Source organism: Cytophaga sp. FL35, assembly GCF_014349235.1.
GTDB lineage: Bacteria > Bacteroidota > Bacteroidia > Flavobacteriales > Flavobacteriaceae > Euzebyella.
The window spans coordinates 122,508-144,785 of sequence record NZ_JACSOH010000004.1 but is presented as its reverse complement, the minus strand read 5'-3'; the positions used below and the strand labels follow the sequence as shown (position 1 = coordinate 144,785).

The following is a 22,278-nucleotide window of genomic DNA, read 5'->3' as shown; positions in this document are numbered from 1 at the left end:
CTGAATGACATTTTTCAAAAGATTTTTCTTTTCTGCATTGGCAGCAGTTTCGCTAATGCTAGCTGTAGTAGCCTGTGAAGAAGATCCTACTACTATTGGTTCTGGGGTAATTGGAAGCTCTCCCTTTACTACGGATAAGGCTGTCTTTGATGTTTTCGCGTACAATAAGAAGATAGAAGCGGTTAGCACGAACAAATTACCGCTATATCAGCTAGGTTCCTTTACACATCCAGTGTACGGTAAAACGGAGGCCACCGTTAATAGTCAGGTTCAATTATCATCTGTCAATCCTACATTCGGTATCTATTCGCAAGCGGTTGAGGATGATCCTAGTGATTCTCAAATACCTGAAAATGAAAAGGTAGAGTCCGTTTATTTATACATCCCTTTTTTAATCAATCCCGGAGGTGATTCAGATGGCGACGGTCTAATAGATGAACTTGATGACCTGCCTAACGATGCTGCTAGTGACACGGATGGTGATGGAGTTTCAGATGCTCAGGAAATAAGCAGAGGTACCAACCCCAATAATCGAGATACCGATGGTGATGGTATTGATGATGACGAGGACAATGATTTTACGGCCAACCAGTATCAAAAAACCCTGGATGTAGATAGTGTATATGTTGGTGGAAAGTCCTTTAATCCATCCTTAGAAGGCACTATGGTTAATTTAAGGGTAGAGCGTTCCAATTACTATTTGCGGGATTTGGACCCCAGTGCCAACTTTCAGGAAGCGCAAGAATACTATAGCAATCAAGAATTTGCTCCTTCTTTTGTTGATAGCCTGCTGTTTGATGGGCAGGTAGCATTGAGTAGAAATCAAATTCCCGTTCAGAATAGGGATGATAGCTCTACTGAAGATGTGGATGAGTCTGAAACATTTACCTATTTAGGTCCTGGAATAAGGGTGGCTTTGGATGCCGATTTTTTCCAAAATAATATCTTGAATAAAGAAGGTAGTTCAGAGCTTGCAAGCCAAGGAAATTTCAAAGACTTTTTTAGGGGAATAAATTTTACACTTAACGGTATTTCTGAAGAAGTAATGATGTTGTTCGATTTAAAGGATGCCAATATAACCATTACTTATAGCTATGATACAACCGATGGGGAAGGTGAAGGGGAAAAGGATTATGTAATCAACTTTCTAACTTCTGTGTTGAGTAGCGGACAAGCTACCGGTATAGTCAACGGTAATGCGGCGAATACTTTAACAAACGATGCGTATCCTGCTGATGTTATGGATGCAATGGATTCGGAATCCAATGCCGAAAAAATATATCTCAAAGGAGGTTCTGGCTCATATGCTGAAATAAAACTGTTTGATGATGAAAACGGAACCAGTGTTCTAAATCAGATAAAGAATAACAACTGGATTGTAAATGAAGCCAATTTGGTTTTTTATGTCGCGGATGAGAGCGATGTTGCCCAACCGCCCAGTTTGTACTTGTTCAATACAGAAACACTACTGCCGCTCTACAATACAGGCATTCTTCAAAGTGATCAGGCCAGTGTGCTGTTGGAAGAAATGTACGGAGGGGAACTTGAGGAGACTAGTGATGGAAAAGCTCTAAAATACACCATAAGGATTACGGAACACATCAACGATCTATTACTCCGTAATGTTGAAAATGCCACATTGGGAGTGACCTTGACATCAAGTCCTTTTCAGTTAGGAATTAGGGATGCCATGATTACCAATAATGTGGAGGAAGAATTACCTACAGGTAATTCCTTAACTCCGCTGGGTACTGTGTTGTACGGAAGTAATGTGGCAGAAGGTATGTCGGGTAAAAAACTTCAGTTGGAAATTTCCTATACGGAAACAGAATAGTAAGTCTCAGTTTCATGGATTTTTAGGGAGTTTTTTCAGCTATACTATAAATCCAATATCACCGTTTACATGTTAAAGAACATTGGTTTCTAGATTGTTCTTGTAAATTTGCTTGAACATTAACTTCAATTTTAGCTGTAAATTACTAGATATGTGTGGTATTGTAGGTTATATAGGTCATAGAGACGCCTATCCAATAATCATCAAGGGATTAAGAAGATTAGAGTATCGGGGCTATGACAGTGCTGGTATTGCTTTATTTGATGGGCAGGATATCAACCTTTCCAAAACAAAGGGAAAGGTAGAGGACCTTAGCAAAAAGGCGGATAAAGAAATTTCAACTTCTGGATTTCTTGGTATGGGACACACACGTTGGGCAACGCACGGGGTGCCCAATGACGTAAATTCCCATCCCCATTATTCCAATTCAGGAGAGTTGGTAATTATTCATAATGGTATCATCGAGAATTATGAATCAATTAAAAAAGAGCTTATTAAAAGAGGGTATACCTTTCAGTCAGATACGGATACCGAGGTATTGGTAAACTTAATTGAAGAGGTTAAAAAGCAAGAGAACGTAAAACTGGGAAAAGCGGTTCAAATAGCATTGAATGAAGTCGTAGGTGCCTATGCTATCGCAGTCTTTGATAAGCAAAAACCAGATGAAATTGTAGTAGCCAAACTGGGTAGTCCGCTAGCCATTGGTATTGGTGAGAATGAATACTTTATTGCTTCAGACGCATCCCCATTTATTGAATACACCAATAACGCTGTGTATTTGGAAGATGAGGAAATGGCCATTGTAAGGTTAGGAAAGGAAATCAAACTTCGTAAAATAAAGGATGATGCCATAGCGTACCCAAATATTTTGGAGTTGAAAATGAATATTGAGCAAATTGAAAAAGGGGGTTATGACCACTTTATGCTCAAGGAAATTTATGAACAGCCTCGCGCTATACTGGATACGTATAGAGGAAGGCTACGTGCAGATCAAGGTATCGTTAAAATGTCGGGTATTGATGAGCATTTGGAGAAGTTCATGAATGCCAATAGAATTATAATTGTAGCATGTGGTACTTCTTGGCATGCGGGTTTAGTAGCGGAATACATTTTTGAGGATTTGGCAAGAATTCCGGTAGAAGTGGAGTATGCTTCTGAGTTTAGGTATAGAAATCCGGTCATTACGGATAAGGACGTTTTGATTGCTATTTCCCAGTCTGGGGAGACGGCGGATACATTGGCGGCCATAAAGCTGGCCAAGGATAAAGGTGCTTTTGTCTTTGGCGTGTGTAACGTGGTGGGCTCATCCATTGCAAGAGAGACCCACGCCGGCGCATATACCCATGCGGGGCCAGAGATTGGTGTGGCTTCTACAAAAGCTTTTACTACTCAAATAACGGTTTTGACCCTTATCGCTTTAAAACTAGCTAAAGAAAAAGGAGAGATTTCTGAATCGAATTTCCATCAGTTCCTTACGGAACTGGAAACCATACCTTCCAAAGTGGAGAAAGCCCTAGAGTCAAATCCGCTAGTAGAGATTATTTCCGATGTATATAAGGATTCCACCAATTGTCTTTATTTGGGCCGAGGTTATAACTTTCCAGTAGCATTGGAAGGTGCATTAAAATTAAAGGAAATTAGTTATATCCATGCAGAAGGGTATCCGGCTGCAGAAATGAAGCACGGGCCTATCGCATTGATTGATGATCAAATGCCCGTGTTCGTAATTGCTACCAAAAAAGGACATTATGAAAAAGTGGTTAGTAATATTCAAGAGATAAAGTCCCGAAAAGGAAAAATAATTGCCATTGTAACGGAGGGTGATGAGCAGGTAACGGAACTGGCAGACCATGTAATAGAAGTGCCGGAAACATATGAAAGTCTTACACCCTTATTAACTACTATTCCTTTACAATTGCTTTCATATCACATAGCAGTTATGCGTGGTTGTAATGTAGATCAACCAAGAAACTTGGCAAAATCCGTAACAGTGGAGTAAATTAGGGAAACTTAAATAGTAAATACCAAAAAAGGCCATGGGAAACCATGGTCTTTTTCATTAAGGTATTCTGAATATGCTCGTTATAAATTGAGAAAAATATATTATGCATGCATAATTTTTTTCATTTTAGTATTTTTCGTGTAAAAAAAAATGTAACTTGGTCAAACGAACCTTTTTAACTTAAACTTAACATGAGAAGAGTACTATTTTTGGCATTGCTGTTATTTGGCGGTTTCGTACAAGCTCAGACAACGGTAAACGGTAAAGTGGTAGATCAGAACAATGAGCCCATTCCGGGAGCCAATGTGATTATCACGGGTAAGGCAATTGGGGCTACGGCTAATTTTGACGGTAATTTTACTCTAGAAACGTCTGAGGTCCCCCCCTTTCAGTTAACAATTTCAAGTATCGGATATTCTGAAGCCACAGAAGAGATTACTTCAAACAATCAATCGGTTATGATAGTTCTTTCCGAAGCGCAAACATTCTTAGATGAGGTTGTAATATCTGCTTCTAGAACTCCGGAACGTATTTTTGAATCTCCGGTTACAGTAGAACGTTTTGGTTTGCAGGAAATTAAGAATACCGCTTCAGCGGATTTTTATGATGGATTGGAAAACCTAAAAGGGGTAGACGTAAATACCAATAGTTTAACCTTTAAAAGTGTAAATACCAGAGGTTTTGCAACCTTTGCGAACACTAGGTTTATGCAATTGGTAGATGGTATGGATAATTCCACTCCGGCATTAAACTTTCCAATTGGTAACCTGGTGGGAATGATCGAGACCGATGTGCAGAGTGTGGAATTATTGCCGGGTGCATCATCCGCTCTTTATGGGGCTAACGCATTTAACGGTATCTTGTTTATGAGAAGTAAAAACCCTTTCGACCATCAAGGTATTAGCGCTTTTGCTAAAAGAGGGATGACTTCGCAAGAGGCCGCAGGGGACAATCCTTACACAGATTTTGGTATACGTCTAGCGTACAAATTCAGTGACAAGTTCGCCGGGAAGGTGAATTTTGGCTACTTAAAAGGTACCGATTGGGCGGCTACCAGCGAGGTTGACAAAACCAGGGTTGGTGGAACACGTGCTGATTTGAATTACGACGGTATTAACGTGTATGGTGATGAAGTTTCGGCAGATATTAAGGATGTTGCCGTTACTCTGGAAGGTCTAGGATTGTTGCCGGCAGGGGCAAATGCCTTGGTGCCATCTACAGAAGTTAGTAGAACTGGTTATAACGAAAGACATCTTACCAATTATAACGCAGAGAGCGTGAAAGCGGACTGGGGTCTTTATTACAGACCTTGGGCCAATGATTTTGAAATTGCCTATGTAGGTAAAGTGGGTACAGGTTCTACGATATATCAAGGAACCAACCGATATAATATCGATAACTTTTTCCAACAACAGCACAAAATAGAATTTAGAAATGACAACTTCTTTTTAAGAGGTTATGTAGTTGCCGATAAAGCAGGGGATTCCTATGATATGGTATTTACGGGTATTAATATCAACCGTGCTTGGAAGGATGATAACACATGGTTTGGAGAATATACGGGAGCCTATGTGCAAGCAACATTGGCAGGAGCTACAAACGAACAAGCGCACGCAGCAGCCCGTGCACAAGCCGAATCTGGAAGGTTCGAGCCAGGGACGCCGGAGTTTGAAGCGGCCTTTAACAGAAGCATCAATGACCCCAATCTTTCCACAGGTTCTCAGTTCCGTGATGCTTCCAAATATTATCATGCAGATGCCAATTACAATTTCAGTGAATTAATCGATTTTGCTGAAATTCAGGTGGGCGGGTCTTATAGAAGGTATAGTCTGAATTCTTTCGGTACCATTTATACTGATTATGACGGAGCTATCGATTATTCTGAATTTGGGGTGTATACCCAAGCACAAAGAGCTTTTGAATTTAATGAGACTATGAGCCTTAAGTTAACGGGGTCAGTGAGATATGATAAATCGGAATTTTTTGATGGATTCTTCTCTCCAAGGTTATCCGCAGGTCTTACCTTGAACCGTGATCATAATATTAGGGCTTCTGTGCAAACCGGGTTTAGAAATCCTACGACTCAAGATCTGTTCATTGGTCTCGATGCTGGTCGAGCTATTCTCGTGGGCTCTGCTCCTGACAACCTAGATAGATATTCGAGAAGTTTTGAGGTAAGTGGTGCGGCACAAGGTGGTTTGCAGCAACCAGCATCCATTACTCAAACAGGTAGGGCTGCTTATGAAAACTCTTATACTCTTAGCTCGGTGCAGCGTTTAGGGGAAACAGGCAATCCTGCTGATTTGGTAGTTGCTAATCCTGATGTGGTAAAGCCGGAACTGGTTACTTCCGTTGAGGTAGGTTATCGTGGTAAAATCGACAAATTGGTGATTGATTTTAGTGCCTACTATAACAACTATAAGGATTTTATTTCTCAAGAAGTGGTTGTGGCACCATATTATGGTACAGTAGGTGATGGGTCACTTTCGGTAGCTGCTATTGCCAATGATGATTTTCAAGCCTATAGCGCCTACACCAATTCAGACGTAGATATTTCTTCCTACGGGGCCTCTATTGGTCTAACAGCCACTTTCTTTGGCGGGTACGATCTAAGTGGAAGTTATACGTATGCCAAGCAAGATTTTGATCAAGAAGCGAATCCTGATTTTATGAGCAATTTTAATACGCCTGAACACAAGTTCAAGGCGTCATTGGGCAATACGGACGTATTTGAAAATTTTGGTTTCAATTTGGCATATAGATTTAGCGATGATTATTTCTGGGAAGCCACCTTCGGAAATGGGGTAGTGCCCGAATTCCACGTTTTGGATGCCCAGTTGAATTATCGGGTGCCAAGCATAAAGTCCTCTTTCAAAGTGGGTGCAACCAATCTTTTGGGTGATGAATATTTTACAGCTTTTGGAACAGGTTTCATAGGTTCTATGTACTATGTTTCATGGACCATCAACAACTTATAAAATTACAATGATGAAAATAAGATATATTGCCCTTTGGGCAGTTTCATGCCTTTTTATCGCATGTAACGAAGAATCGGACTTTGAGGAAGTGGAAATGGTGGAGGAAATGCCCGAACTTACCTCGGGTACGGCCGACTTTTCAACCTATGTTTCTTTAGGAAATTCCCTTACCGCCGGTTTAACGGACAATGCACTGTTTATTGCAGGTCAACAGAATTCCATGCCCAATCTATTGGCTGCAAAGTTTTCTCTTGTAGGAGGAGGTTCGTTTACACAACCTTTAGCAAATGATAATATAGGAGGACTGTTGGCTGGTGGTGTGCCTTTGGAAGGATTTAAACCGAGGTTGGTGTTTGGCGGAGCTGGACCTAAAGATCTTGAGGAGGTAGTGGGGCCAGTGAGTCCAACAACAGATATTGCATTGAACAACCCCTCAGGTCCTTTTAACAATTTAGGGGTTCCGGGAGCTAAAAGTTTTCATATGCTATTTAATGGATACGGAAATTTAGGCAACTTGGAAGCAAAACTCGCTAATCCTTATTTTGTACGTATGACCGGAAGCACTCCGGATGTAAGTATCTTGGAACTGGCTATGGCGCAATCTCCCACCTTTTTTACCCTTTGGGCAGGTAATAATGATGTGTTGGGTTATGCTATTTCCGGTGGTGATGACAGTAACCCTATTACTGAACAGGCTCTTTTCGATAATGCTATCAATGGATTGGTGGGCACATTAACTTCTGCTGGTGCACAAGGTGTTATGGCCAATATACCCTACGTAACCACAATACCTCATTTTACGACGGTTCCTCACAATCCACTTGATCCTACTAATCCTGATTTCGCTGCTCAGATTCCAACCTTGAACACCATTTTTGGTACCTTAAATCAAATTTATACTGCCTTGGGTGAGACTGAAAGGCTGGTTGTTTTTTCTGAAACGGAGGCCAGTGCCGTTGTTATTTTCGATGAAGATTTGGCAGATGTATCTGCTCAGATAGCGGGGGCACTTAATGCCAACCCCGGTTTTCCATTGTTCGTTCAACAGTTCGGGTTGCCTTCAGAAGCGGCACCCTTGGTCGCCAATCTTTTAGGGATTACATATGGTCAAACAAGACAAGCAACGGAAGAAGATTTATTTGTATTGCCAAGCAGCAATGTAATTGGTGAGGTAAATGAAGATTCGGTGGCATCCTTAATGGCACAAGGTCTTCCATTGGCAATTGCTGGTCAATTTTCAGTGGAGGGCATTAGTTTACCTTTAGCGGATAAGTGGGTGTTGACTCCAGAAGAACAAGATGAATTAAAAACCGCTACAGACAATTTCAATGCAACTATAGCTGCGGCCGCTTCCGGTGCCGGGTTGGCATTTGTGGACGCCAATGCCATCATGCAAAATTTGGCCAATGGTGGAGTAACGGATGGTGACTATACCTTAACGGCCAATCTTGTGACCGGTGGCGCATTCTCTCTGGACGGTGTTCATCCTACGGCAAGGGGGTACGCTCTATTGGCCAATGAATTTATGAAAGCTATAGATGCTACTTACGGTTCAAATTTTGAGGACTCCGGCTCTTTGTATGATATAGGGAATTTCCCTACGAATTATTCACCTACCTTGAGGTAGTTTAATGTTTGAAAATCAACAAAAAACGGTGCTTATGTAAGGCGCCGTTTTTTATACTTAAAAAAGAACAAAAAGTAGTTTTCATTTAAAGTTGAAAAGGCTACCTTTGCACCCGGAAAAACACAGGTGAAAAAAACTGTCTATCAATAGTTAATCAATTGAATTTTTAAACGAAAAGGTAATGTCTAAAGTTACAGGTAAAGTTTCGCAGATCATTGGGCCGGTTGTAGATGTTGAGTTCCAATCGGGAGATACCCTTCCTAAAATCTACGATTCATTGGAAATAACCAATAAAGATGGTTCTAAGTTGGTTTTGGAAGTGCAGTCGCACGTAGGTGAGAACACCGTAAGAACCATTTCTATGGACTCTACGGATGGTCTAAGCCGTGGAACTGATGTACTTGCTACGGGTAGTGCCATTCAAATGCCTATTGGCGATGATGTGTATGGCCGTCTTTTCAACGTAATTGGTGATGCTATTGATGGATTGGGAGATTTGCCAAAAGCCGGTGATAAAGGTTTGCCAATACACCGCGAAGCGCCAAAATTTGAAGACCTCTCTACTTCCACAGAAGTACTTTTTACCGGTATCAAGGTAATTGACTTGATCGAACCATACGCAAAGGGTGGTAAAATTGGATTGTTCGGTGGTGCAGGTGTTGGTAAAACGGTATTGATCCAGGAGTTGATCAACAACATCGCAAAAGGTCACGGTGGTCTTTCTGTATTTGCCGGTGTAGGTGAAAGAACCCGTGAAGGAAACGATTTGTTGCGTGAGATGTTGGAATCCGGTATTATCAAATACGGTGATGATTTCTTGCATTCCATGGAAGATGGAGGATGGGATTTGACCAAGGTAGATAAAGCTGCCATGAAAGAATCAAAAGCCACTTTCGTATTCGGTCAGATGAACGAACCACCGGGAGCACGTGCACGTGTGGCGCTATCAGGTTTGACTATTGCGGAGTATTTCCGTGACGGTGCTGGAGACGGACAAGGAAAAGATGTACTTTTCTTCGTTGATAACATTTTCCGTTTTACGCAAGCAGGTTCAGAGGTGTCGGCACTATTGGGTCGTATGCCATCAGCGGTAGGTTACCAGCCTACTTTGGCAACGGAAATGGGTGCCATGCAAGAGCGTATTACATCCACTAAAAGAGGTTCTATTACTTCTGTACAGGCGGTTTACGTTCCTGCGGATGACCTTACGGATCCGGCTCCTGCAACAACGTTTGCCCACTTGGATGCTACTACCGTATTGTCTCGTAAGATTGCAGAGCTTGGTATCTATCCTGCGGTGGATCCTTTGGATTCAACTTCTAGGATTCTTACGGCTGAAATCTTAGGAAAAGATCATTATAACTGTGCGCAACGCGTAAAAGAGCTTTTACAGAGATATAAAGAATTACAGGATATTATTGCCATCTTGGGTATGGAAGAATTATCCGAAGAGGATAAATTGGCCGTGGGTCGTGCAAGACGTGTGCAACGTTTCCTATCCCAGCCTTTCCACGTGGCAGAACAGTTTACAGGTATCCCTGGGGTATTGGTAGACATCAAGGAAACCATTAAAGGATTTAACATGATTATGGACGGTGAATTGGATCACCTTCCAGAATCTGCCTTTAACCTTAAAGGAACCATCGAGGAAGCCATTGAGGCAGGTGAGAAAATGTTAGCTGAAGCGTAAATAGTGATAAGTTAATAGTTCAAGGTTTTTTATACTACTTTGGCTTTTGACTTAAAGCTTAAAACTAATAAGAGATGTATTTAGAAATTGTATCGCCAGAGGCTACTTTATTTGCGGGAGAGGTTACGTCGGTAACTGTTCCTGGGGTAAATGGAGAGTTTCAAATGTTGAATAATCACGAACCTATTATTTCCCTTTTGCAAGAAGGTAATGTTAAGGTGGATGGTAATGTCTCCGTAGATGAGGAATTCGCTTCTAAATTCTCCAAAGATTCAGATGGCAAGACAATTCTTCCGATTTCTAGTGGTACCGTTGAAATGAAAGACAACAAGGTGATTGTCCTAGCGGATTAATAAGTACCCAATAAGATAATTAAAAAATGCCCGAAGAATTTCTTTGGGCATTTTTCATTTTGAGTATATATCGAAAATTATTTCTTTATTACTTTCCTTAAAGTCTTTCCATAAGGAGTTTCCAGTAATACAGCATATACCCCGGCTGGTAGTCCTGAAATATCAAAAGGAACTTCATAAGAAGAGGCACCTCGTTCTTTTTTAGAGGCTATCAGGGCGTTATTCGCCAAACTAAATACTTTGATGCTAATATTTCCTCGCTCTGTCATATGTACATCTGCCGTAAATTGCCCGCTGGAGGGATTCGGATAGATAAGAAAATCCTCTACTAGCTTGCTTCCGTTAGCGGTTGCTTCTTCTTTTACGGTAGAATCCGATTGGTTGATAATAATTTTTTTGGTTTGTTGTGCGATACAATCCCCTCGGTACGTAATGATTCCGATTTCGTATTCGCCAGCTTCGGTAAACTGCAATTGGGCTTCGTCGCTATCCGAGGAAACGACCAAGGCTTCATCTGGAAATATCCATTCCAACCTATCTGGAAGAGGGTAGCTTATATCTACGGCAATTATGGTCTCATTTACAAATGCCTGTGTAGAAGCCGCCAATTCGGCATTAATTTCCTCTGTACTTACATTAACCGATATAGAACCCTCCGCTTTACATCCTGAAGAGGAGGTAACGGTAACCATATAGGTACCACTTTGGGTGATGTTTATAGCAGGAGAATTACTTGTAAATCCATTGTTGGAGGTCCAACTATAAATAGCGCCCTCGTCCTCTATACTAGCATCCAAAGCCAATTCCTGATCCAAGCAAAGCGTTTGGTCTTCCCCTAAATCTACTTCTACAGGTTTCGGGTATTCGATTAAGTATGTACGTGTTACCGGACCATTTTCTAGCCCTATTACGGTCACGGAATACGAACCTGGGGCAAGATTAGTGATGGTATTGGTCGTTTCGCCTGTACTCCATTCATAAGTAAACGTTCCGTTGCCCTGATTTACGAGTAGGGAAATGCTTCCATCTGTATCTCCTTCACAAGCCGGTTGTATGATTGTTTCCTCAACAATATCAGGCTGGGTAATTTCAAAAATTTCCGTCAGTCGGCAACCATTATCATCTGAAATGGTAACTTGGTACCTTCCGGCCGCAAGACGGGAAATATTTTCTTGGTCGCCTATTGCCAGCCCATTGGATAATTGAGTCCACTCTATATCGAAAGGGAAGGCCCCTCCCGATAATTCCAATGATATACTACCGTCATTAGCATTGTATTCCGAAACATTGAGGAGGTCTCTATTGCTAATTTGTAAGGCATCTGGTGCCGCTTCTACTACCGCTGTAAGTTCTGTATAGCAGCCATTCACATCAGATATGAAAAGGGTATATTCTCCAGAAGGTACATTGGTCAAGTTGAGGCTGGAATCACCATTGCTCCAAGAAAATTCATAGGGAGCCGTTCCACCCGAAAAAGTAACTTCTACAGCCCCTGTCGCTTCCCCGCTACATAAGATAGAGGTGGTGCTCAGTACCGAAGCCGTTAGCAAATCCGGTTCAGTGATGAGCACTATGCCAGAATCCGCGTTAATTCCATTAGCATCGGTAGCTCTAAGGAAGTAGCTTCCAGGACCTAAATCTGCCAAAAGATTGGAATCTTCCGCCAGCCTAATGTCAGAACCATTTATTTGCTGAAACCACTCCAGAATATAAGGCGCTACGCCACCTGTAACTTGTCCGGCAATTTCACCGAAGGCATCTCCGCTACATGGAATGACTTCCGTTTGGGATGCAGTAACTATAAGTTCGCCAGGTTCAGTAATGATAAAGGATTCGTTTAGAACACACCCATTGGCATCCGTAACCAAAATGGAATAGTCTCCCTCCGCTAGGCCGCTAATATCCTGTGTATTGGTTCCGTTGACGTTCGGTCCTGTCCATTGATAAGTAAAGGGGGGTACACCACCGGTAAATATAGGGGAAATGGCACCATCCCTTCTGCCCTCGGCACTTACAGAAAGCACAATGGTGTTTTCGTTATCCAAAAGAATTTCAGGATAACTATCTACCACCACATCGGTTTGTACCATCTCACATCCATTGCTATCACGAACGGTTACCGTATAATTTCCGGAATTCAAAAAGCTAAAGTTACCGGAGGGTTTAAAATTAGTACCGTCAATACTGTAGGCGTATCCAGGGGTGCCGCCTTGAGCATTACTGATTAAAATACTTCCTTCGGTGCTATTGGCACAGGTGCCAGTGGCGGTTATGTCAAAGGAAATAATTTCCGATGGTTGACCTACATTGATAGCGTCACTAGTTATTGGAGGTGTTGCAGAAGCATCATCAATTGTATAACTATACGTTCCTGCGACAAGATTCTCAATAAAGTCTTCATTCCCTCGCTTTATTTCAATACCGTTTTCATCAAACCATACGAACTCAAAAGGAGCGGTACCACTATATTGAGCCGTTATTCTTCCTGTATTATCACCAAAACATAAAATAGCTTCTACGATTGCTTGTGGATTTTCTATAGTTAATGGACCCGGTTCTCCAATTATAATCGCTTCCGCCAGTGTAGAGGAGCAGCCAGTGCCATTGTTGTTGGTTACAACAGCCGAATATGACCCTACTTCTAGCCCTATTAATCTCGTATTTGTGGAACCACTTGTAGGTGTATAAGCTATTCCGTCTTTCAACCATTCAATTGTGTAATCTGGGGTAGTGCCCGAAAGCGCTATTTCAATTGAACCATCGGAGCCGCCATTGGCATTCACATCGGTTTTTGAAACAAATGTAATGGTGAGCTCTTCGCTTGGTTCACCAATTACGATGGGTCCACCTGTAATGGTACAGTTTCCATCATCTATTCTATAGGTATGGGGTCCTGCCCCAAGTTGACTGTTGTCTATTGGCCCCGCAGTCAACGAACCGTCCCAAAAAACCTGATATGAACCGGTGCCTCCTGTAATGTCTAGACTTATTCTACCAGAACTTTCCCCTTTACACTTGGCGTCTTCTTGAATGGCGACTGTCGCCGCTAAAATTTCGTTTATGGGGTTGCCTGTATTGACATCGGTATAATTTAAATCAAAGCTAGAAGTTGCCGTATTGCCACCATCATCGGTAACCCTTACGGAATAACTGCCAGCCTCGACCGTAATGGTATTAGTGTTGCCTGGAATACTAATGCCGGTGTCTACCGGACCTTCAAACCATTCATAAGTATGGCCTGAGCCAGTACCATAAGTTACGCTTGCCGATAAGGCCGATGTATCGCCTGGACAATGCACCTCATTGTTCGCAGTAAGGCTAACAGATAATTCAGGAATTGTACTTATCGTAAAGCTGTTGTCAACTTGATTGGATTTGCAACCTGTTGCTGTCTCCGTGACTATCAAGGAGTAGGTACCAGTATTTAGATTTTGTAGAGTAGGTGAATTTTGAGTTGTAAAAGTAGGGTCGTCACTAGTCCAAACGTAAGAATACCCATTGGTGTTGCTGCCATCTTCTAGAGCAATTTCAATAACACCGTTTCCGTTTTGGGCAAAAGAAGTGGAGTTGGCGGTAAAGTAGAATGTAGGTAAGGGCTCTCCGGAAATAATTTCTACTTCTTGATTAGTGGTGCAATCATTGCTGTCCCTAATAAGAACATTATAGGTGCCTGCTGGTAATTTGTCAAAGAAATTTTCCGAGCTAAAGTCAAATTGGTTTTCAATAGCGTATTGGTAGGGTGGTTTACCGCCCGAAGCTTGTATGTTTTCTATTATGCCGTTGGCTTCTCCTTGACATGTTTCATCTGTTTTATTGAGAGAGTCGAAAACTAATGGTATAGCTTCATTTATGGTAAAGTTGTTTGTGCTTTTCCTTGCTTTGTCGGGGAAAGTGTCATCACCATTATCCGTCAAAGTGACCCATTCTAAAAAGTAAGTGCCCGGGGGCAATGTTTTAGGCCAATTGATTGTGCCGGATGTGAAATCATTCTCATAAAATTCCTCTTGATAAGGTTGAGAGGTTACGGTATTGGTAACCTTTACCATCATCTTTTCGCCAGAAACAACCCCTCTTTCAAATGTGGCGCTAAAACTGCCATTGTTTGAGTTTACACATGTTTCATCAACGGCAATTGGTGGGTCCGTCAATAGGGTTGGGGAACATTTAGTGACTTCATAAGTTATATGTTTGAGGAAGTTGTCGTCATATCCTGTTTGAAATTTAATCTGTTGAATTTTATCTAATTCAGAGTTGGTTAGGAAGTCTTCAAGTTTAAGTGTAAGAGACCTTTTTTCTTGGTATTCAGGAGGAAAATATTCCCATTCCGATTGTACATTACCCTCTTTTATTATTTGATATTGCCAATGCCAACCATAACTTAAGAAAATTTCATCTTCAGGACATATTCTAGAATTTTCTACATCTGGACTAGGTAGATGAATTGGATAAGTGCTTATTTGACCAATGCAACCAAAAAATCCATAGGAGCTTCTATTGAAATCTTCCGGAGTAAAAGTAATTTCTTCATCATTTGAACACCCATCATCAACGCCAAATGCACTATATCTTACTGTTATTCCACTAAAATTTGAGGGTAGTTCATAGTAATTATATTCTTCTCTATTTGTGGACGTAGGCTTGTACAGAAAAGAGCCCTGACTATGTATTACGTTTATTGTTCCACTGGATGGACTTCCACTTGGGACATCTGTCAAAAATAGAATACCGTATTCAGAATCATTACTTTGCCCAAATGATTGAAAAATACCACCTAGGGTACAATAAAGAACAAGAAAACTTAATAAATTCTTCATAACTAACTATATTAATAGGTTACCATGATTTCTTCCCAGGTACTTATGGTACCATCATTAAAAATAGCTTGTATGGCATAGCCATAGGAAGTGCCAACTTGTAAACGGGTATCCGTATATTTTTTGGAATCTGGTGCCAAGGTCTCATATAGCCTAAAAGGAGACGTTTCCGTCTTACGGTACAACCTAAGTTCCGATACATTGGTTAAGTCACCTCTCCAACTAATATCAATAAGGTGTAACTCCCTATTTACTTGGGCATAAATACCTTTAATGCTTTCTCTTGTTAATTCTTTTCCTGTAACAAGACCCAATGGGGGAGATGGATTACTTTCAATGCCAAACTCGTTAACCGCTATTAGGGTGTATGCATATTTTGTGTCAGCCTCTATGTTTAGGTCAATAAACGTACTAAGGTTATTGGTCTCCGTCTCAAAAATTTTTTCCCAATTTTCAGGTTGGTCTATAAAACTTCTAAAAAGCATTTGTTTCTGAATATTTTCAGAGGTGCTGGGTAGCCAATGGAGATGAACGGAGTCTTGTGCAATTCTGTAATCCGAAAACAAAGGGCTCAAAGGTGCTGCTCGGTTAGGCCTTTTCATTACCAGAGTATCCGAAGGAATCGAGGCGTTATAACGATTATCTACCGCTTGTATACGGTAGAGCACCTCTTTGTTAAAGGACTTTATATTGATAGTATCCGTATACGACTGACCGGTAATTTGATTCTTATTCAAGCGCGTAAATTCTTGATTTTTAGTATTAGAGCGGAAAACGTCATAGCCTTTTAGGTCGAGTTCTGTATTCGGTTCCCAAGAGATTTTGACAATTCCCAAGGTATCTACTGTACCTTTCAATCCTCTGGGTTGTGCAGGAGGAATGGAGTCTATGGGTTGAATCAAAACGGGAGACGAATCTTGTACATCCCCAGCTATTCCTTTTGCCCTAACCCTAAAATAATTACTCTCAGTTAGCTTATTATAATAAGCTTCCCGCGCATTTTGGCTCAAATTTGATTGTACGGTAGTATAGGGACCAATGGCATCATCTGCCCTGAGAAGGTCAAAATTGGTAACTTTCCAAGCTTCGTCCTTGGCAAAAGACCATCGTAACTTTACTTCTTTATCGGAGATAATATCCTTTTGGGTTATTTCCGGTGCCACCAACAGCTGCTTGTAAGCGGTTACGCTCATAGTATCCGAAACTGGACCCACGTCATTAAAATAGGAATGCCCTTTTATTCGATACCAAAACTTTTTGTCGTAAACTGGAATGCTGTCTGTGTAAGATATCCCACTAACATCGGTGCTGGCCAGTTTTGTTATAGGCACTTTATTGATTTTCGTAAAATCTTGACCGTTCTCAGAACGTTCAATATCATAGGAGTTGTAATAGGGTAAGTAAGAATCGTATTCCCATATCAATAGAAAGGCATCATTGTAATAGTATACCACAAAATCCCTGGGTTTGGGTAGCTCTTCTATTTCATCCGTATGTGCAACAAACCCATACTCCAGTTTTTGACTGTCATCCTGCGTTGGAGAGGCTAATTTTATATGGTACAAATAAGTAGCACCTGCTTCAATATCCTTGTCTACAAAACCAAACCCTGCAAGTTGTGCGGTGCTAAAATCGCGATCCATGGCATATAACGAAAAACCGAATCTCTGCTCTCTCTCAGACGCCATATTGATTACCTGCATAAACCTGCTTTCCTCTTCTTGGTTGTTCACTGAAAAGGTGTCGCCATAAATAGCCTGTGCTGCTACGGCAGCCATGTCATTGTTCATCGCTGCCGATTGCCACTCCTGTTCCGGCTTTGGTTTTAAGGGGGTGGGCGTTAACAATAGTTTTTCATTGTTTTTGGTATTGGACGAGGTAGAGTTTATCAATGTCCTTTCAATGATAAAACCATATTGTACGCCGGCCTGCCATGCTTCCACAGTATTTACTGCCCACCTAATGCAAATACCGTCATCTTTTACTCGATGCTTAATGGCAAGTTGCCATTGGTCGTTTTCAGTGCTTTGCGCTAAGATGGGCCCGCTATGAAGAGTCACCGAAAGTAGAAAAGGAATTATATGTTGAAATAGGCGTATATTCATTAAAATTCATTTTTGTAATCAAATATCACCTTATTGCCGTTGTTGGAATGTGGAAGGTGATATTTAAATTCTACCTGGTAGGTCTCGTTATTTATATAGGGAAATCTTGAAAAAATTATGTATTCAAAATCTTTTCTTTTCGGGTTTTCCGGGTCATCATAGAAATTACTAATTTCATATTGCAAGTGATAGAAATCTTCTCGGTATACTTGAGCAATATCCCAGTAAAAAGGAAAACGTTGTTTTAGAAAACTGTTTTCAGGTTGATTTTGAGCATAGGTAACATAAACTTGCGAAACGGAGATGGGTCTAGTTGGTGGAAGACCATATATTGCAGCGTCTCTTTGAACTTCAAAACGGTTGTCCAAGGGATAGTTTTCATATATCGTTGGATAAATCTCGTTTTTAAAATACCTATTGTTATTGAGAGCATTGCCAATTATTAATGGGACCCCTCCATTAAACCTTGAAGGTGCTATTTCAGCAAGCTCAAAAGGCTCATAGTCTTTGGTGTAAACCGCTAGTTGCGCTGCATTGGATAAGCTTTGATTTACATATTTGTTCGCTTTAATCGATTGTATTTTTTGTTTAAAGGTATTGTGCTCACTTGTGTTGAAATTAAAATTTAGTCTGCTTATAAAAGCACCATTGCTAGCGTTCCCTACAATGGTGTTATTTGATATTTCAAGGTCTTCAGAAATCTGATTGAACTCAACCGCTGTCATTACTTGATTTTCTTCAATATCACCTGGGTTTAAGGTAATCAGAGCATAGGTGTAGGAGCTTTTTTTATCCAAACTGGGAATGGAGAAATTGAGTCGTTTATCAGCTTTGTTGTAACTGAAATCGGCTTTTGTTTTAGTTCCGTTTTGGTCAATAAAGTAGAGTTCATCACTTAGGCCATTACCAAATAAATAATCTTGTCCTTTATATAATTGTACAAACCCTTTCGAAAATTCCTTCGGCAACATATATTGTTGTTCAACCATAGGGTACATGTATTCTATGTTTTTAATAGGGATTTTTCTAGGAGCATCACCGGTTGTGAAGGTTACCGTTTTTTCTTCAATAACGGGAGAGCCGTTTTCGGTGACAACTATCCAATTTCCTCCTGATTTCTCTTCAAATGAAACTTTTGCTATAACAGTGATTTCATCTTCCGGAGGTAAAACTTCTGAAGAGTTGAATGTTAGTAGATCCCTATTTTCATTGAGTTCTTGAGAACCTTCGATAATTCCATTGGCATTTTTTACGATAAGTTCATCCAAGCTAATTCTATAGGTTTTTTTGCCTCCTTCCTCCTCAATATAGATAGGCTCGCCAATTGGAGCATTAAATGCTACTTGTACAGCATCGAAAACATCCACATCGGTCAACCCGTCCCTTGGGGTAATGTCAGAAATCATAACCACATCTTGCAAACCTGTTTTTCCAATAATTTCGCACTCTTCCCCTATAATAACCTTCAATCGGGTATGTATATTAACCAGTCCTAGAACTTTGATATCAACACCGGCGTAACCTTTAATGAACCAGGGGTTTGGAAGTTGAGCTTGTGCTAAAACGGCTATGCCAGCCGATAGAATGGGGATGTCTTTTTTAATGCCAAAAACTTTGATTCTGGCACCTATTTCACCCTGTAGATAGGCATACATTTGGCCGGTGGAGTACCACCCGTCCATTCCTATTGGTCCTTCCTTTCCTTTACAATGTGCATCACCAAAATCACGCATCATTAAATCGAAACCGGCCCCTGCACTTACACTGGCATAGACAAGGCCCCAGTCAAAGCCCATACCCAGCTGAAATTTGGCCCCAAAGGCATAGCCTGTTCCTCTTGCCAGTTCTTGGTCAAAGTTTCTTCCGAATTCTAACTCATTGCCAGATAAATGCAGAATATCTATTACATTCTGTGGCGGCTGGGCGGGGTCTGGTAATATGGTGCCCGTCATAAAATACATGTTGATGCTCGCCAAGAACGGACCAATGGGTATATCTGCAAGTCCAAAACGGTGGGTCGGGGTACCAACATAAATGTACCAATCGTCAGGCGAATTGTAGTACTCCAATCTACCTAAATGGTTCTTTTCACCTTCGCCCCTGATGGCTCCAGCATTTAGATAAACATCTAGCAGCCCCCAGTAGGCCCTATTTCTAAAATCAAAATCGATGGCTACTTGCGCTGCAAATAGTTCTTCTCCTGTCAGCAATTCGGGAAATACTTCATCGGCAAAATATTTAAGACCCTCTTTATCAATGGAGAGCTCATGGAAATTGCCCAATGCCTGTTCCTTTGCGGAAACGGTTTGCTGCATTTGATCCACGGTGCCGAATGGGGTTTGCGGATTGCCACCACCACTTTTGCCCTGAATTAACATGGCAGCACCGTAGAAGCCTAATCTACTAACACCGCCACCAGCCGCTTGGCTGTTAAAAGCGATTTCTATACCTGCCAAGGCCGTAAAGGCCGCCCCACTTTTTATTTCAAAAGCGGCCAAAGCCTTAAAACCTAGTGAAGTATTGATGTCCGGTTGGTACTTGATTCCGGATAGGGAGGTAGCAGTTTCATCCATGCCTGCTTTTCGCATGTGGTGGTAAACACCGCCGCCAATGTCGAAAATGGTGAAATTCGTATTGTTATTTTTTGTCGGTCGCCCATGACCATCAACGAACCAATAACGGTATCCATCTACGGCCCCAAAAAGACCTCTGGCCCCTACTTCTATGCCCAAATCTTCGGCATATAACTGCAATTCCCCAGAAAAGCCTTTGCCATAAATAGGATTGTCCTTAAAAAAGGATGCTTTTCCGTAAAACTCAAAGGACTTTCGTTTTACATCAATCTCAATATCGGTAACCTCTATTCCTTGGTAGCGCCATTTTAATAAATCACCCTGTTCCAAGGCCCCATTGATTTCTAAGCCAACATCGCCATGAATACCGGAATCGTCTAGGTTTACATAACAATTAAGTGCCAGGGTGGCGTTGTCGTTCTCATCGGAGGTAATTTCTACATCGTAGAAGCCCAATTCAAAACCTGCGAGTTTGGGCAGTTTAATATCATCTTTGAAACCGGCACGGCCAATGGAAAGATAAGGTCGCTCACGAGTCTGTATTTTAAAATTCTCAAACGAAAGTCCGTCAAATTCCAATTCTACACCATCATCGCCTTCAGCTTCGTTTAATTGATTTTTTTGTTGTGCACTAAAGGCCATTTGCCCGGTAAGATTGGCCTCTGGGTAGAAGCGATCGTTTTCTACTTCTAATTTTACATAAGATCCCTTGTAGATTTTTGCCTGAGCCTTAAAAACATCAAAACTTACATCGTCAGTAGCCTCAACGTTAACGGAGTAATATTGATCTGCGGTAATCAATCCTTTATACGCCAATGTGCCACCCGTAGATTTTTGATCGCTAATGGGCAGTACAATATCCCCGTTAAAGCCAGCCTTAATAAATCTATTTACCTTTAAATCAACGCCAATAGAGTCTACAGAAATCTGCCATTTACTGGCATCTCCCTCATTAATGTCCAAAACATTGGTGGCATAAAAGTCTCCTGAGACCCCAAAATTGTCTATAAACAGATTTTGCGCCCCAACGAAGATACGTTTATCGGAACCTTTCTTTTTAAACTCAGGGGGCAACATGACCCGCACTTCCTTGGAGTGAAAGCCCCGCCATAGGTTTTCATTTCCCTGTAGCAAACCTTGAGTACGGTAAATATCAGGAAATAGCATTCCCTCGGCGTTTTTGGTGTCACTTAGGTCCAGAACCGTTTTTTCCATTTTAAAGCCCCAACGAGGTAACGCTTTAAGTTCAAAGAAAGGTAGGTCTAACTCAAAGAGCATATCCTCTAATGTGGCCGTTTGCAGTTTAATATTAGCCCCCACGTAGCTATCGTTACCAACAGGGTTTTCTCCGGTGCCCGGTTCCGTCTTTGCCGGAAATTTTAACGAACCGTCTTCATTTAAGGGAACGGCCACGGTTTTGGCTACCCGCACATCTGCGTTAAAAGCCAGTTCTTTTACCTTGCCCTCGCAGTTGATGGTCACATAGGTTTGTCCGTCTCCTTTGCCACGTTCTCCCTTTCCCCCTTTGAGGGTGACCAACCACTGTCCACCGTTCATGCTTATAGGAAAATCGCCTAAAAGACTTAAAGTGGCTTCATCATAAATACCGCCTTCACGGGAAATTTTAACGTTATTGGCGGCAAAAAAGAGTTCTTCACCTCCTAATTCTGCCAGTTTTATCTTGGCGAACAGATCAACCACAGTGTAGTTGGTATGATATTCCATACTTACGATGCCCAAGGAGATAAAGGAGTGCTCGGAAATAGGTTGCGTAATACCTACGGGCAGTTCTATAATTTCTTGGCCCCCAATGATATTGATAAAACGCTTTTCCCTATCGATAATATCAAATACCTCTTTACCGGCGTTTAAAAGCTCTTGCGTATTATTATCTATCTTAAACAGGTTTTGCACATATTCTGGTGTAAACTCAGCCAAACCGTTGCTCGGAGGCAGGTAAAGATTGTTGGTATAGGAGTCGAGTTCTGGAAAACTTCTATACCCAGCAGTAGTAGCGTCTGCAACCGTCACTTTTTTGTTTTTTTCTTTTGCCCAATGGGCCATGGGATCAAAGGCCTCGGCAGATTGTGGCAGGGTTTCTTTGGTAAGAACAGAATCTGTTGTTTTTACAAGAGTGCTATCAGCTAGGCTTATGGGGCCTTCATAAGCAAATGTGAAGCAACTGCAAAACAGGCTGCATAGAATGAAAAGTAAAATATGTGGGTAGTTGTTTTTCATCTATTTTATTTTTTACACCCCCCCCCGCCCTGCGAGCACCCCCTTCAAAGGGGGAATATTAATT

General features: G+C 41.4%; 9 protein-coding genes. 6 read left to right on the top strand and 3 right to left on the bottom strand.

From position 1 onward, the window contains the following. Positions 1 to 4: 4 nt before the first annotated feature. The 6 genes from BIZ36_RS04340 (at position 5) to BIZ36_RS04315 (ending at position 10,484) form a co-directional block, all read left to right on the top strand. Positions 5 to 1,834 (top strand): DUF4270 family protein, encoded by a 1,830-nt coding sequence (locus BIZ36_RS04340; protein WP_187456644.1) that lies wholly within the window; start codon positions 5 to 7, stop codon positions 1,832 to 1,834. A gap of 151 nt (positions 1,835 to 1,985) precedes the next feature. Continuing rightward, positions 1,986 to 3,833 (top strand): glutamine--fructose-6-phosphate transaminase (isomerizing), encoded by a 1,848-nt coding sequence (gene glmS / locus BIZ36_RS04335; protein ID WP_187456643.1) that lies wholly within the window; start codon positions 1,986 to 1,988, stop codon positions 3,831 to 3,833. Between the two features lie 194 nt (positions 3,834 to 4,027). Beyond that, positions 4,028 to 6,814, top strand: a complete 2,787-nt coding sequence (locus BIZ36_RS04330) for a TonB-dependent receptor (RefSeq protein ID WP_187456642.1) — start codon at positions 4,028 to 4,030, stop codon at positions 6,812 to 6,814. Positions 6,815 to 6,821: 7 nt separating this feature from the next. After that, complete coding sequence (locus BIZ36_RS04325) at positions 6,822 to 8,441, top strand: SGNH/GDSL hydrolase family protein (RefSeq protein ID WP_187456641.1); 1,620 nt, start codon at positions 6,822 to 6,824, stop codon at positions 8,439 to 8,441. Between the two features lie 181 nt (positions 8,442 to 8,622). After that, complete coding sequence (atpD, locus tag BIZ36_RS04320) at positions 8,623 to 10,131, top strand: F0F1 ATP synthase subunit beta (protein WP_187456640.1); 1,509 nt, start codon at positions 8,623 to 8,625, stop codon at positions 10,129 to 10,131. A 74-nt stretch (positions 10,132 to 10,205) separates the two neighbouring features. After that, positions 10,206 to 10,484, top strand: coding sequence for a F0F1 ATP synthase subunit delta/epsilon (locus BIZ36_RS04315; RefSeq protein ID WP_187456639.1), 279 nt, complete (start codon positions 10,206 to 10,208; stop codon positions 10,482 to 10,484). Positions 10,485 to 10,561: 77 nt separating this feature from the next. Here BIZ36_RS04315 and BIZ36_RS04310 read toward each other — a convergent pair whose 3' ends face one another. From BIZ36_RS04310 to BIZ36_RS04300, 3 genes are read right to left on the bottom strand one after another with little or no spacing between them, the layout of a single operon-like run. Then, complete coding sequence (locus tag BIZ36_RS04310; RefSeq protein WP_187456638.1) at positions 10,562 to 15,298, bottom strand: T9SS type A sorting domain-containing protein; 4,737 nt, start codon at positions 15,296 to 15,298, stop codon at positions 10,562 to 10,564. An 11-nt stretch (positions 15,299 to 15,309) separates the two neighbouring features. Further along, on the bottom strand, positions 15,310 to 17,403 hold the full coding sequence (locus tag BIZ36_RS04305) for a fibronectin type III domain-containing protein (RefSeq protein ID WP_187456637.1): 2,094 nt from the start codon (positions 17,401 to 17,403) through the stop codon (positions 15,310 to 15,312). Further along, positions 17,403 to 22,214, bottom strand: coding sequence for a hypothetical protein (locus BIZ36_RS04300; RefSeq protein ID WP_187456636.1), 4,812 nt, complete (start codon positions 22,212 to 22,214; stop codon positions 17,403 to 17,405). The genes BIZ36_RS04305 and BIZ36_RS04300 overlap by 1 nt, the downstream gene beginning before the upstream one ends. Positions 22,215 to 22,278 lie beyond the last annotated feature (64 nt).

Coding starts and splice junctions, on each gene's coding strand:
- BIZ36_RS04340 (WP_187456644.1), top strand. CDS start 5: ATGACATTTTTCAAAAGATTTTTCTTTTCTGCATTGGCAGCAGTTTCG.
- glmS (WP_187456643.1), top strand. CDS start 1,986: ATGTGTGGTATTGTAGGTTATATAGGTCATAGAGACGCCTATCCAATA.
- BIZ36_RS04330 (WP_187456642.1), top strand. CDS start 4,028: ATGAGAAGAGTACTATTTTTGGCATTGCTGTTATTTGGCGGTTTCGTA.
- BIZ36_RS04325 (WP_187456641.1), top strand. CDS start 6,822: ATGATGAAAATAAGATATATTGCCCTTTGGGCAGTTTCATGCCTTTTT.
- atpD (WP_187456640.1), top strand. CDS start 8,623: ATGTCTAAAGTTACAGGTAAAGTTTCGCAGATCATTGGGCCGGTTGTA.
- BIZ36_RS04315 (WP_187456639.1), top strand. CDS start 10,206: ATGTATTTAGAAATTGTATCGCCAGAGGCTACTTTATTTGCGGGAGAG.
- BIZ36_RS04310 (WP_187456638.1), bottom strand. CDS start 15,298: ATGAAGAATTTATTAAGTTTTCTTGTTCTTTATTGTACCCTAGGTGGT.
- BIZ36_RS04305 (WP_187456637.1), bottom strand. CDS start 17,403: ATGAATATACGCCTATTTCAACATATAATTCCTTTTCTACTTTCGGTG.
- BIZ36_RS04300 (WP_187456636.1), bottom strand. CDS start 22,214: ATGAAAAACAACTACCCACATATTTTACTTTTCATTCTATGCAGCCTG.